Source organism: Prosthecobacter sp. (assembly GCF_029946185.1).
Lineage (GTDB): Bacteria > Verrucomicrobiota > Verrucomicrobiia > Verrucomicrobiales > Verrucomicrobiaceae > Prosthecobacter.
Map to the genome: position 1 here is coordinate 26,289 of NZ_JAQSEA010000136.1, position 14,497 is coordinate 40,785.

8 protein-coding genes are annotated in these 14,497 nt (G+C 57.0%); 1 reads left to right on the forward strand and 7 read right to left on the reverse strand.

Features of this window, described 5'->3' with window-relative positions; all coding sequences use genetic code 11:
• Window positions 1-6: 6 nt before the first annotated feature.
• The 7 genes from PSV43_RS11295 to araD all read right to left on the reverse strand — a co-directional run bounded on the left by PSV43_RS11295 (window position 7) and on the right by araD (window position 14,014).
• A complete protein-coding gene (locus PSV43_RS11295) occupies window positions 7-5,124 on the reverse strand; it encodes a PAS domain S-box protein (protein WP_300196820.1) in 5,118 nt (1,705 codons plus the stop codon).
• A gap of 110 nt (window positions 5,125-5,234) precedes the next feature.
• Entirely contained in the window at window positions 5,235-8,450 is a 3,216-nt protein-coding gene (locus tag PSV43_RS11300) for a PAS domain S-box protein (RefSeq protein ID WP_300196822.1), read from the reverse strand.
• Window positions 8,451-8,527: 77 nt separating this feature from the next.
• The gene (locus PSV43_RS11305) at window positions 8,528-10,612 is read right to left on the reverse strand and encodes a response regulator (RefSeq protein WP_300196824.1); all 2,085 of its coding nucleotides are present in this window, start codon (window positions 10,610-10,612) and stop codon (window positions 8,528-8,530) included.
• A gap of 22 nt (window positions 10,613-10,634) precedes the next feature.
• Entirely contained in the window at window positions 10,635-12,275 is a 1,641-nt protein-coding gene (locus PSV43_RS11310; protein WP_300196826.1) for an ATP-binding protein, read from the reverse strand.
• Complete coding sequence (locus tag PSV43_RS11315) at window positions 12,263-12,868, reverse strand: hypothetical protein (RefSeq protein ID WP_300196828.1); 606 nt, start codon at window positions 12,866-12,868, stop codon at window positions 12,263-12,265. Before PSV43_RS11315 ends, PSV43_RS11310 begins: the two co-directional genes overlap by 13 nt.
• A 184-nt stretch (window positions 12,869-13,052) precedes the next feature.
• Complete coding sequence (locus tag PSV43_RS11320) at window positions 13,053-13,298, reverse strand: hypothetical protein (protein ID WP_300196830.1); 246 nt, start codon at window positions 13,296-13,298, stop codon at window positions 13,053-13,055.
• Between the two features lie 17 nt (window positions 13,299-13,315).
• Window positions 13,316-14,014, reverse strand: a complete 699-nt coding sequence (araD, locus tag PSV43_RS11325; RefSeq protein WP_345784662.1) for an L-ribulose-5-phosphate 4-epimerase AraD — start codon at window positions 14,012-14,014, stop codon at window positions 13,316-13,318.
• A gap of 125 nt (window positions 14,015-14,139) precedes the next feature.
• On the opposite strand from araD, the gene PSV43_RS11330 reads away from it, so the two are divergent.
• Window positions 14,140-14,497 (forward strand): AAA family ATPase (locus PSV43_RS11330; RefSeq protein WP_300196834.1); only part of this gene is annotated, 358 nt, incomplete at its 3' end.

Genomic DNA, 14,497 nt, shown 5'->3' on the forward strand with positions numbered 1-14,497 from the left:
ACTGGCTCAGGCCCGCAATAGCTCGGCAAGAGTCTGCAGCAGAGTTTCGGCAGAGTAGGGTTTCGGGATGAAGTGTTTTACGCCGGCCCCCATGGCCTTGGCCACCATTTCTTTTACGCCCAGACCGCTGGCGGCGATGATGCGCACCTGCGGATTGATGCGCATGAGCACCTGAATCGTCGCCAGACCGTCCATGACGGGCATCATCATGTCAGTGATTACGGCAGCTATTTCTTTGTGGTGGGCGGTAAACAAGGTTGAGGCCTCAATGCCATCTGCTGCGAGCATGACACGGTAGTCGAAGGCTTCGAGGGTCTGCTTGATGATCTGCCTGACCGTGATTTCATCATCCACCACCAGCACCAGTTCACCCTTTCCACGCGGCAGCACGACTTCGGGAGCCGGTACGGCCTGGGCGCTCGGAGGGCCGACCGCGGGCAGGTAAAGCTGAAACTGGGTGCCGTTGCCCAGCTCACTGTTTACACGCATGAAACCGTGATGGCCTTTGATGATGGCGAGCGTGGTGGAAAGTCCCAGTCCGGTGCCTTTGCCAAGCTCCTTCGTGGTAAAAAACGGCTCAAAGATGCGTTCCTGCACTTCAGGTGGCATCCCGGCGCCATTGTCTTCGACCTCGATGAGGACATGAGATCCGGGCCTGGCCTCGGCACTGATTGTTGTGCAGCCCTCATCAAGCATCACGTTCCGGGCGGCGAGCTTTAGAATGCCACCATGGGGCATGGCGTCACGGGCATTGACGCAGAGATTGAGCAAGACCTGATGCAACTGCGTCGGGTCTCCCTGCACGCCCCATAGACCTGCCTGGAGATTGCACCGCACCTGAATGCTCTTCAGGAAAGTTTCATTGGCGATCTTTTCGATCTCTTTGAGCAGCTGGCCCACCTGCACTGCCACCTGCCGCCCTTCAACACCTCGGGCAAACGAGAGCACCTGCTGCACCATGTCCGCCCCGCGTTTTGCGCTTCCTTCGATGGTGGACAGAATGTCCAAGCGCAGTGCATCCTTTTCCCGCAGTTTGAGCAGTTCGATGGACATCATGATAGGAGCCAGCACGTTATTAAGATCGTGCGCGATGCCACCCGCCAGCGTGCCGATGCTCTCCATGCGCTGAGAACGCAGAAGCTGGGCCTCGACCTGTTTGCTCTCGGTGATGTCCTCCGCCGTGCCGACGATGCGCAGCACGGTGCCGTGTGAGTCGCGCACGGGAAAGGCGCGGTCATGAATCCACCGCACAGTGCCGTCAGGACGCAGAATGCGGTAACGCTCGTCATATTCACCCCGCTTGCGCTTGGCTGCAGTGATCAGAGTCAAGCGCTCCCGGTCATCAGGATGCACCGCCTCCAGCCAGGTGAGCGGGTCTGCATATAGACTGGCGCAGCTGCGGTGCCAGATTTTTTCGTATGCGGGACTGACGTAGATGATTTCGCGGCCCTCTGGGTCCGTCATCCAGAAGACTTCCTCGATGGTTTCTGCAAACTGACGGAAGCGCTTCTCGCTCTCGCGCAGAGAAGTCTCCGCCTGCCTACGCTCCGTTCCTTCCAGTGCCAGTGAAACGAGATTGGACATCGCCAAGGCGAAGGTCTTCTCATCCGCAGTCCATGCCCGGAGCGTGCGACTATGCTCAAGACAGAGAACGCCGGTGCGAACGCCGCCAACAATGATGGGCACATCCAGTATGGACCGGGTGGCATGGGCAAGCAGGTAGCTTGCGGCAAACTCGCAGGTGCTCGGATCGGTGGCGGCGTCATCGGCAATGATCATCTCCAGCTCTAGCAGTGCACGAAAGTAGGCCGGATAGGTGGAGGCGGAAAGCTCCATGCCGGATGAATGCCGCCCCTCCTCCCACTCGAAGAGATCCACACAGTTGAGGACGGAGCGGTCACTGTTGTAACGCCAGATGCTGACGCGGGAAACGTTCAGGGTCTGGGCGGCGCCCTCGGCGATTTTTTGCAGCAGCAGCGAGGCATCCTCACCCTCCCCGCCCCAGTGACGTGTCAGGTCGATCAAGGTGGTGCGCTGCATGATGAACCGCTTGTCGGCTTCGAGCAGCTCCGCTTCACGCCGGCGGATGTCGAGTGCGAACCCAATATCCGCAGCGAGATCATCCAGCAAAGCCAGCTCATCTGCGTCAAAAAAATCGGCAGTGTTGGCGTACAAGTTGAACACGCCGATGGTTTTGCCCGCTGCTTTCAACGGCAGCGAAGCCATTGAACGATACCCCCGGCACAAAGCTTCCGCACGCCAGCATGCGGCCTCGGGATCATGCTCGATGTCATTGCACACCGAGTGTTCAGCGGAGTGCAGCGCACGCGTAGTCATGGTACATTCCAAGCCGGGGAGCGATCCGCTGAAGATGGCCTCAAGCCTGCCCAAGGTATCCTCTGTGGCGCCATAGTGCGCGGCGATTTCCAGCAGGCCGGAGTCATCACTTAGCAGGCCAATCCAAGCCATGCCAAAGAGGCCTTTTTCAACCGCTGTCCGGCAGGCGGTTGTCAGCATCGCCTGCGGATTCTTCTCACGCACAATGGTCTCATTGATGCCGCTGAGCACTGCATAGAGACGATTGAGCTGCTGGATGCGCTGCTCCGCTTTTTTACGGCCGGTGATGTCCTGCATCTGGGAGACAAAAAAGGCGGGGGTCCCCAGTTTGTCATTCACCATCGAAACGCTGAGAAGCACCCACACGACACCGCCCTGCCGATGAAGATAGCGCTTCTCCATCTGAAATGTTTTGATTTCGTGGCGGAGCATTTTCTGCACATTGGCGAGATCAAGATCGAGATCGTCCGGGTGAGTGATGTCCTGAAAGGTGGCAGCAAGCAGTTCGGACTCGGTGTAGCCGACGATTTCACACATCAAGCGGTTAACACGCAGGAAGCGGCCGTCCGGGGCGACGAGAGCCTTGCCGATGGGGGCATTCTCAAAGGCCGCAGCAAAGGTGGCTTCGCTCTCGCGCAGCGCGTCCTCAGCGCGTTTGCGTTCGGTGATGTCTTGAGCCGTGCCAAAGTAGCCGGTGGATTTGCCCTGATCATCAAAGCGTGTCTCTACATTCACCAGGACCTGCGCAATGCGCCCGTCCGCACGCACGGCACGGTATTCGAATGGCGGAATGACGGCACCGGGACGTGCGGCAGTCAGTTGCGCATGGTAAGAGTCGTGTCGGACGCGGTCGTCGGGATGGACCATCTCCCGCAGCTTGTCGTACGTGATCCTGACCGATTGCGGCTGCAGACCAAAAATGAGGTAGAGTTCGTCGGACCAGTGGATGAAGCCGCCGGTTTCCGAATATTCCCAGCTGCCAATGTGGCTGATTGCTTGAGCGAGCCCGAGATCGGCGCTCAACTGAGACAGAGCCGCCGCTGTGCGTTTACGAGCGGTGATGTCCACCAAAGTCGCCACTACATGCGGCTCGCTGTGGAACTCGATGGTCTCCATGCTGGCGATGACATGAAGGACTTCGCCATCCCGCGCGTGCAGCATGAGTTCCATATCGTGAATCGAACGGTCTTTATTCAGAGCTTTGCGAAGCAATGCGGTCACGGTTTTATCAAAGACAGCGAGATCAATCATGGAGCGATCCACCGCCTCCTCGCGGGTCCACCCTAGGAGGCTGGAGAAGGCGTCATTGACCTCGATGATTTGTTGATCACGCATGCGAACAATGGTCAAAGCGACCGGGCTGCGGCGAAACGCTTTGATCAGACGCGTTTCGCCTTCACGAAGCATCTCCGAGGCCTTCTTGCGTGCGGTAATGTCTTCGGTGAACATGATGATGCCGCCGATCGAATCATCCGCCTGACGCCATGGCTGGATCTCCCAGCGAATCCAGTCTGTCCTGCCATCCTCTCGGAGAAAGGCTTCCTCCTCGCACTTTTCGGCTTCGCCCTTCAAACAGCGCTGATGGATTGCCAACCAGTGTGACGGAGATTCAGGAAAGACCTCGTAATGGCTGCGTCCGATAATGGACTGATCCCCCAGACGGTAGTCTACCATCCAGCGGCGGCTGACGACCAGATACTTCATGTCACGATCCAGCATGGCAATAGCCGCAGGATTGTGCAGTGTGTACAGCCGCAACTGCTCCTCACGCTCCCGCAAGGTCTGGGTGCGCTTTTTTACCTGCTTGGTCAGAAACCAGTTCCAGCCGACGAGCAGTGCCAGCAGCGTCGCGCTGCCGAGTGCACCGTAACCGAGATAGCTCAGATAGCGGGTGCTGCTCAATTTCTGCCCAAACCATTTCTTATCGATCCGGGTAAACTCCTCCTTTCCCACATCGGCGAACCCTTTCTCAATCAACAGCAACAGGCTGGCATTCCCTTTGCGAACCGCACGGTGAAACTTCCCGACGTTGATAGGCTTCGTCATCCTAAACTCTGCCTCCAAGCCCTGCTTATGGAGGAAGTAAAGCGCCGGGGGCTTGTCCACGACAAAGACATTCACTTTGCGCTCATTGGCAGCAGTGATGATGGCTTCATAGTTTTTGTATAGCAGCAAGGGACCAATGCCATTGTCCCGAAGCTGCTGTTCGACCGCATCCCCCGCTTTGACGGCCACAGGGAAACCCTTCAGGGAAGCTACATCATTGATGCCTGAAATCGATTCGCGAAAAAAGATGGGGACTTGGAGGGTGGCGTAAGGCCGCGAAAAGTCCAGATAGACAGAGCGTTCTACGGTTTCGAAAACCGTGTCAATCACATCAAACTCACCTGCCTTCATCCGCTTCACGGCCTCGCCCCAGTCCATGGCATGAATTTCGGCGGTTACCCCCGTCATTTTTTCCCAAGCGCGCCATTGATCGATAGTGATTCCCTGCACAGTCCCGGCGCGGTCTCTAAAGACATAGGGGGGGTAATTGTCGTCAGTCACCACACTTATTGTGCGCGGTGGCTTGGCCTGCTGCCCCGAGGCCGCGGGACACAAGCAGGCGATGAGTCCGCAAAAAAGGAACAAGCGGGATTTGCCTTTGGTGGCATTTTTGCTGACCCGACTGCACGACCACCCGCAAAACCATGTTTTCCAAATTTTGCTTCCAGGGGTCAGCCAGTTTGCTTGTCCTAACGCACAAGCCCCTCCTTGATTGACTGCAATGGAGGAAGTTCTCAACATGCACCTATGTCAGAGCGTGTAAAAGTTCATGGTCATAAATTACCTCATCCAGCCCACGGCGTCTAATTCTTTGAGCATCAAAGCGATAAAGATTTTAGGCGCTTTTATTATTACTGCTGAACATCGGCTCCGGCATGCAGCACGGCATCGAGCGTCTTAAGCAAGGTTTCCGCCGTGTAAGGCTTCGGAAGGAAATTTTTAACGCCTGTATTGGCGGCTTTTTCTTCCATGCCTGCAGCATTCATTCCACTGGCAGCGATGATGCAAATTTCCGGATTCATCCGCATGAGCACCTGAATCGTCGCCGGACCGTCCATAACCGGCATCATCATGTCAGTGAGCACTAGAGCCACTTCGGAACGATACTGAGAATAAAGGGAGACGGCCTCGGCACCATCTGCAGCCAGCAGAACGCGATACCCAAAGGTTTCCAGGGTTTGCTTGGTGATCTGCTGCACGGCGGCCTCATCATCAACCACCAGAATCAGTTCGCCGGCACCACGGGGGAGGTCGCCAGGGATCGCAGCGTCAACCTCCTCATGCTCGGACATGTGAGCCGGCAGGTAGATGTGAAACGTGGTGCCAGCCCCAAGTTCGCTCTCCACACGAAGGAAGCCATGATGGCTTTTGACGATGGCCATGACTGACGACAGTCCAAGCCCCGTGCCTTTTCCCAATTCCTTCGTGGTGAAAAAAGGTTCGAACATGCGTTCGATCACCTCGGATGACATGCCCGTGCCATTGTCCGCCACCTGAAGATGGAGGTACTGCCCAGGCTTCGCGCCCGGAATCATTGATGCGCATTGTCCATCCATGAGCAGGTTCGTGGCGGACAGTTTCAACTGGCCGCCGTTGGGCATAGCATCACGTGCATTCACACTCAGATTGAGCAGCACTTGATGAATCTGAGTGGGATCCCCCTGCACGACCCACAAGGGCGATGAAATTTCACAGCAAACCTGGATGCCTTTCAAAAAGGTCTCGTTGACGATTTTTTCGATCTCCTTGAGCAGGTGCCCGACCTGCACCGCCAGCTGCCGTCCTTCCACGCCCCGGGCAAACGAGAGAACTTGCTTCACGAGATCCGCCCCACGTGTGGCGCTGCCTTCGATGGTGGAGAGAATATCCAGCTTTTGCGCACTGCTTTCCTGCAGCTTTAGGAGCTCGATGGCCATCATGATCGGTGCCAGCACGTTATTGAGATCATGTGCAATGCCGCCCGCAAGCGTCCCGATGCTTTCCATGCGCTGCGCCCGTAAAAACTGCTGCTCCAGCTTCTTGCGTTCGGTGATGTCGGTATTGATGGAAAGGATCGACTGTGGACGACCTTGGGCATCTTTGATCAGAGTCCAGCGCGATTCCACGATGACGAGCCGTCCTTCCTTGTCGAACTGCTGCATTTCACCCGCCCACTCGCCCTGTTCTTTGACGGTTTTCATCACGGAAAAAAACTGCACCGAATCACGATTGAGGAGCTCCACCTGAGAAAGATTCAGCACCTCGCCAGCCTGCCAGCCATAAAGCCGCTCCGCACTGCGATTCCAATAAAGGATGTGGTGGTCTTCTGGACCGCAAACGATGATGGCGTCACGCGCCTTGTCCAAGAGGGAGGCCTGCTCGCGGATTTTATCTTCGTCCATCTTGCGCCTGGTGATGTCACGCATGATGCACTGCAGACGTCCGTCAGGAAGAAGGGTGGACCCTACTTCCGCGGGAAACAGGGTGCCGTCTTCGCGGCGGCACACCCATTCGCTACGCAACACTTCGCCTTGGTTCAACCGAGTCAGTTCTGGCAAAATCCGCACCATTTCACCGGAGGCAACGATATCGACGAAACCCATCCGCCCAAGTTCTTCACGGGTGTGGCCCAGCATCTTGCAGGCTGCCACGTTGGCTTCAAGCAGACGCCCGGCAGTATCGGCAACAAGAATGCCGTCAGAGGCTGATTCAATGAGGGTGCGGAACTCGGACTCGCTCGTTTGCAGGGCCAGTTCGGCCAGCTTCCGCGCGGTGATGTCTTCGGAAAAGATGATGATGCCGCCGATCGCACCGTCTGCATGGTGCCATGGCCGGATTTCCCAGCGGATCCAGTCGATGGAGCCATCCGAACGGACGAACTTTTCGTCCTCATTCTTTTCGACCGAACCCGCCAGGCAGCGCCGATGGATTTCGATCCAGTCAGGCGGCATTTCAGGAAATACTGCGTAATGACTGCGCCCGACGATATTCTGTTCACCCAGGCGATAGTCTTTCAGCCAGCGCGGACTGACCACCAGATATCTCATGTCATGATCCAGCATGGCGATGGCCGCGGGACTGTGATTGAAACAAAGGCTCAGTTGCTCCTCACGCTCCCGCAACGCGCGAGTGCGCATCCGGATCTGGCCCGCCAAGATCCAGTTCAAGCTAAGCAACAGCATCACCAGTGAGACTCCCGCGAGGGCTGCGTAACCCAGGCTGCGGAGATAAGGGTGTTCATCCAAGGTCTGCCCAAACCATTTTTGTTTGATTCTGGATTCCTCATGCCCCCCCACGTGCTCGAACCCTTGTTCAACGAGTTGCAGCAGTTGCACTCTGCCTTTGTGAACCGCACGATGAAACTCCCCAATGTTAATGGGGTCGGACATCCTGAACTCCGCCTTAATGCCCATTTTTTGCAGGAAATATTGAGCCGGCGGTTTTGCCATGACGAAGACGTTCACCTTGCTCTCACCAGCCGCAGTGATGATGGCCTCATAATTGTTGTACAACATCATGGGGGTAATGGCATTTTCCTGCAAAAGCTTGACTGAGGAGTCTCCCAACCTGGCGGCGACTGGAAATCCGTGCAGAGAAGACAGGTTGTTAATGCCAGTGATTGAGGAGCGGAAGAAGATGGGGACCTCGATGGTCGCGTAAGGTTTACCGAAATCCAGATACGCCGTGCGCTCCGGAGTTTTAAACACCGCGTCGATGACATCAAACTCACCGGCTTTCATCCGGCGCACGGCATCATTCCAGTCCATGCCATGAATTTCAGCGGTGACTCCGGTTCGTTTTTCCCAGGCACGCCATTGATCAATGATAATGCCCTGCAATTCCCCCTCATTGTTTCTGAAAACATAGGGAGGAAGATTGTCATCCGTCACCACGCTGATGGTATGCGGGATCGCTGACTCCTGCCCCGACACATCCAGGGAGACGAATAGAAATGACAAAAGCAGGAGGATGAAACACCTTTTCCAGAGAGGACCTGCTGGCGCTGCCTCCCGTGATGTCAGATCAGCCCCCTGTGCCATGGTGCACTCGGAAAACAAGGCGGGAATGTTGATAGGAGCTTCCGTCATGCTTCAAACTAGGGTCGTATAAATGGGGGGGAGGGAACCGCGATCTTTCGCTGGGTGAATTTTTACGCTTAATACGCCTACGGGGAGGCAACAGGCTGAATGTTAAGAACGGCGTGAATCATTCTCAGCAAAGTTTCCGCCGTGTAGGGTTTAGGGATGAAGTTTTTGACACCAGCGCTTGTGGCCTTGAGCACCATGTCTTTCACGCTCAGGCCGCTGGCGGCGATGATGCGGACTTTGGGATCCATGCGCATCAGCACTTGGATCGTCGCCGGGCCGTCCATGACTGGCATCATCATGTCAGTGAGCACCACCGAAATTTTCTCCTTGTGAGCGGCATACAAGGAGGATGCCTCGACACCGTCAGCAGCAGGCAGCACGCGGTAGCCAAATGATTCCAAGGTCTGCCCGGTGATATGCCGAACGGGTTCCTCGTCATCAATCAGGAGAACGAGTTCGCCATTGCCACGGGGCAACTCAGTCTCAACAGGAGCCGGTATGCTCACACCTTCTGCCATCTGCGCAGGCAGATATACCTGGAATTTGGAACCCTTGTCCATTTCACTGGTAGCACGGATGAAGCCTTTATGACTTTTGATGATGGCCAGCGAGGAGGACAACCCCAGCCCGGTGCCTTTGCCAAGATCCTTGGTCGTAAAAAACGGTTCGAAAATGCGGTCTATCACCTCCGGCGGCATGCCTGTCCCGGTGTCTTCCAGTTCGACGAGGAGATACGGCCCGGACTTTGCTCCGGGCATCATGGTTGCGCATTGCTCATCCACCAGTTGATTGCTGGCACTGAGGTTCAAAGTGCCGCCGTTGGGCATGGCATCGCGTGCGTTGACACACATATTGAGCAGCATCTGATGTATCTGCGTAGGATCTCCCTGAACGATCCATAGATTTGCCGGGATGTCGCTGCTGACGCGAATGTTCTTGAGGAAAGTTTCATTGGCGATCTTTTCAATTCCTTTGAGCAGATGACCGGCCTGCACCTCCACGCGCTGCCCCTCAACCCCGCGCGAGAAGGAAAGCACCTGGCGCACCATTTCCGCCCCGCGCCTGGCACTGTTTTCGATGGTGGCCAGCACCCCCATCCGCATCGCATCCTGCTCGTGGAGTTTCAGCAGTTCGATAGACATCATGATGGGAGTCAGCGCATTGTTAAGATCATGCGCGATGCCGCCGGCGAGAGTGCCAAGGCTCTCCATGCGCTGAGCGCGTAGCATCTGATCTTCGAATTTTTTGCGCTCGGTGATGTCGGTGTTGACCACCAAAATGCTGCGGGGCTGGCCTGCGGCATCACGTAGCAGGGTCCACCGTCCCTCCACGACGAGATTGCGGCCGTCTTTGCCCACCTGCTGCAATTCCCCGTCCCATTCCCCGGTTTGCAGGACTTTGTCATAGGCCTGCTGGAAAAATTCGGGGCTTTTGTCTTTGATGTTATCTGATACCAGACGGCCTACGGCCTCCGCTGACGTCCAGCCATAGAGCCGTTCAGCGCTCTTGTTCCAGTAGGTGACGTGGTGATCGAGCCCGCAGACCAGGATGACGTCGCGGGACAGATCCAGCAGTGATGCTTTTTCGTGTGCGACCATCTGGGATGCCTCCAGCTCCTGGGTGCGCTGCTTCACCCGCTGTTCGAGGTCTCGTAGATGTGATTTGGACTCTTGCAGCAGGCGCGACTTTTCCGTGAGTGAAATGGCCAGTTGCAGGACTTCGATGATGTCGAAGGGCTTCTTCAGAATGAGCATGCGGTCACGCGGCTTGATCTGCTCCTGCACATCGCTCCAGTTGCAGTCCGCATAGGCGGTGCAGATGACGATCTGCATGTCCGGGCAGACCTGCCAGATCTGCCGCGTGGTCTCGATGCCGTCCCAACCCGGAGGCATGCGGACATCGACAAAGGCCATGGCATAAGGTCGCCCTTCTTCTAGGGCGAGTTTGACCATTTGCAGGCCTTCCTCCCCCTGAGATGCAGTGTCAACGGTGAAGGTCTGCACCTGCTTTACTGTACCAAATAGCGCCGCTTCGGCAGCCTCGAGATCGTTGCCTGCGGCATTGGAAGGAGCGAGGATTTTACGAAAGTCAGCATGGATCGAGCGATTGTCGTCGATGACGAGAATGCGCCGGTTGGAGGCAGTCATGGAGGTGTGTGGCATGGTTGGATGCATCAAAGCTGGATTAATTCTCCAAAGGCAGCGTGAGCGTGAAGGTCGCGCCCAGGCCAGGGCCATCACTGTGCGCCTTCAAAGTTCCGCCGAGTTCCTTGGCGGCCAGCGCTCCGCTGTGCAGGCCGAAGCCGTGGCCCTGTTTTTTGGTGGTGAACCCGTGGGAGAAAATCCGGGTGATGTTTTGCGCAGGAATGCCGACGCCATTGTCCATCACGATGATCTCCAAGAACCCCTCTTGGTTTTGTGCTACACGAACGGACATGAGCCGGTCGCCCTCACAGTTGTCCAGCGCATGCTTGGCATTGCTGAGGAGATTCACCAGAATCTGCATCACCTTATGCCGGTCCGTTTTCAATGGCGGCACGGGGGCGATTTCACGCGTCACATTGACATCGTGGCGGCTAAAGCTGGCGGCGTTGATGCGGATGCTGTCCTCGACCAGATCCTCCACTGAGAGAGACTCCACCACTCCGGTGCCACGTGCGTAGCTCTGCTGCATCGCCACGATCTCCTTGATGTGGTCGATGTTTTTTTGCAGCATTTGCATCTCCTCCAAAATGGCCTGCTGCGGCTCCGCCAGATGCACCGCCAGCTTGAGCAGGTAGTCTGGCAGCATCTTCCCGCGCGGGTCTGTGGTGAGGAAAGCAGGTAGATCCTCTGAGTGCTGCTGGAGCATATCCGCCACGTTTTTAAGGCTGCCGATCCTGAATTCGCGCACTTTGCTGGTCGCAAGCTCAGCCGAGACGCCGACGCTATTGAGCACGTTGCCGACATTGTGCAGCACGCTGGTGGCTACCTCGGCCATGCCTGCAAGGCGGGAGGTTTCGAGCAGCTCCGCCTGAGTCTTGCTCAGTTCCGCTGTGCGCTCCACCACCTGCCGTTCGATTTCCAAATTGCTGCCTTCGAGAGTGGCACGGCGCAGCGAGATCTCAGACATTTCCTGCAGCATCCGGCGAATGGCGACGAAGAGAATGGCATCTTCAAAAAGCACCCAGCCGGCGTGCTCCACCCAGCGCCAGGAGCTGGTAGTCAGCACCCCGAATACGGACTGCGGCCAGAACAGGCCGCGGAGCAGGTGATCTGCCGCCACCACCACCGTGGCTGTCACCAGCACACGCCAGTCGCGGTAGAAGGCGAGAAAGGCCAGGGAACCGAAAATATGGAAGTGCGTCTCGATGCGGCCGCCAGTCAGGTGGATCAGCAGCGCGGAGGTCAGCACTTGGGCAACAGCAATGACATGGCGGGTCATGACCTGTCCGGGATGCTGCAATGCCAGCCACACCGGGAAGCCGGTGATCGCGCCACCGAGCAAAACCGCAGCCCAGACGTGCAAGTGCACCTGGCTGGAGTCGCCGATCCAGGTCAGGGGAGAAATCCACAAGGCGGCCGCGATGCCCGCCAGCCATTGGACGAGCATCAGACGGGCGAACAAATGGTCTGTGTGCCTATGCAAATCATTCTCTGCGTCGCGAAACAACTCCGCCGCACGTTGTTGCAGAGCCGAGTCAGGTGGTACTGCGGGGAGAGTGCCCGAGTCACCCACCAGCGTCCCGGTTTGCTGGCGCAGTCCCATGTCTGTGCCGCTGAGCAAGGCGGGGGCTTGTGTCAATGGATTGTCCTGTGGCAGGATGTTCGTGACTACTGCTGACATGCGGTGCATTCCTTTTGGGTTTTTTTCCATCCGAGAGCACAGCCGAAAACGGGTGCGCTGGCGGCATGGGCGATCTTTTTGTTCAATAAGCTTTCAATGAAATCACGTCCGGGATTGTCCCCTGAATGGCCGCGAGCCAGGGTGATCCCCCCTTGGAACATCAGACCGCCGCTGACATCATAGAGCAGCGTCTGACCCGAGGTGACCGCCTGAAAGAGGCTGGCTTCTTCGCCCTTATAATCCACATTCACCTGCACCCCCGGTATGGCTGCGGCAGTGCGCCATAGGTCGGATTTCACCCAGTCTTCGGTCATGCCCTCAGGCTGTATGAACCACACCTGCGCGCTGAACAAACCCTGGCAGTGGGCCATGAGCAGCTCGAGTTCGCCGAGGGTCGCGCGCGAGCAAGGGCAGCGCGGGTGCAGGAACATCACGAGACTGGACTGACCAGGAGCACGGTGCGCAAGGCTGGTTTCCGGCCATTGCGGCAGCGGGGAGCCGGCGGGGCCTGCGGTCTGGGAATACTGCGCCATCAGCACGCTTCCGGAAAGTACCACCAAGAGCCAGACCCCGGCAATGGTGCTGATTTTCAATGTGGAAGCGCCAAAGCCATTTGCTCCCGTCCCCTTGTCAGGGGGGAGGGAAGATTGAGGCGAATCTGGCGCTATGGGATTGATCACCCATAAACATAAGGGGGCAGATCAAAGCCCCCCAACTAAGCCATGCTTTATTTCATAGTGGTGAACCGCTTAGTGGTGCACCTTTCCGGCTCTGTTCTTATTGATCGAGGTCCAAAGGTATATCACCGGTCTCCGTATTCTTTCTGGACTCTGGAGCGCGCAGGGCTCTGGAGCCGTTGAAGCTTTCGCTATGGGCATGCTTGTAACCAGCTGGATCTAAAGTCTGCCAGAGCCGGTCTCTTTTTTCGCTGGAACACCCAGTCAATAGGAGGGCAGCCAGCATGCCCGGCAGCAGAAACAGGCGCTGAAAACAAAGTTCGTGAAGTGGTAAGGAGGTTTTCATCGGTCAAGGGGGGGTGATTATTTTTGTCCGTAATACGCGTCCGGCCCGTGTTTGCGCAAATGATGCTTTTCCAAGATGTGATGGGGGATCGCCCCGATGGCGGGATTCAGGGTGGCAGAACCGAGAGCCATGTGAGCGCACATTTCGAGGGCGATGCTGTTTTTCAGTGAATCCATGGCGTTTATGCCAAACGTGAAAGGCGCATGATGGAGCTGCAGGACGGCTGGCATTTCGAGTGGGTTCAGCTTCAGTTCGCGCAGGCGCTCGACGATGGCGACCCCGGTGAAATGTTCATAGTCTTGGGTCACTTCTTCAGGTGTAAGCGCGCGGACCAGTGGAACAGTGCCGTGAAAATGGTCCGCGTGCGTGGTGCCGAAGCAGGGAATTTCACGTCCGGCCTGCGCAAACATGGTGGCATGCAGGCTATGAGTGTGCGTGATGCCGCCGATCTCGGGAAATTCACGGTAGAGCACGAGGTGCGTCTTCGTATCGGACGAGGGCCTAAATTGGCCCTCCACCACCCGGCCCTCAAGGTCGAGGACAACGATGTCGGCAGGCTTGAGTGCCAAATAATCCACACCGCTCGGCTTTATGGCCCACAGACCGGAGGCACGGTCAATGCCGCTGACGTTGCCCCAGGTCAGGCGTACGAGGCCGCTGGGTTCCAGGGCACGATTGGCGTCACAGACTTGTTCGCGGAGATCTTGGAGGGTCATCGCAGGCATGAAAGCCCAAACGTCTTACAATTCCAGCAACATAAACCGTACTGCGAAGCGTTAATACATTGATCCTTGAAGGTTGACGTGGTGAACGCCCCCGTTGACCAGTACCGCTTACACACATGCCCGCCACCGACGCCCCCCCTGCAGTTCCTGATCAGGAAGCCATCGCCAAAGCCTCTCTCTGGGTGGCTCCGCTCCGAACCGAAATCGCCCGCGTGCTGATCGGCCAAACCGCGTTGGTGGACCGCCTGCTGGTGGCGCTGCTGACCAACGGCCATGTGCTGCTTGAAGGTGTGCCGGGCATTGCCAAGACACTGGCTGTGCGCACGCTGTCGGGAACATTGAAGGCCAAGTTTCAGCGCATTCAATTCACACCGGACCTGCTGCCAGCGGATGTCATCGGGACCATGGTGTACCATCCTAAAGACGGCACGTTCACGCCACGGCTGGGGCCCATTTTTGCCAATTTGGTGCTGG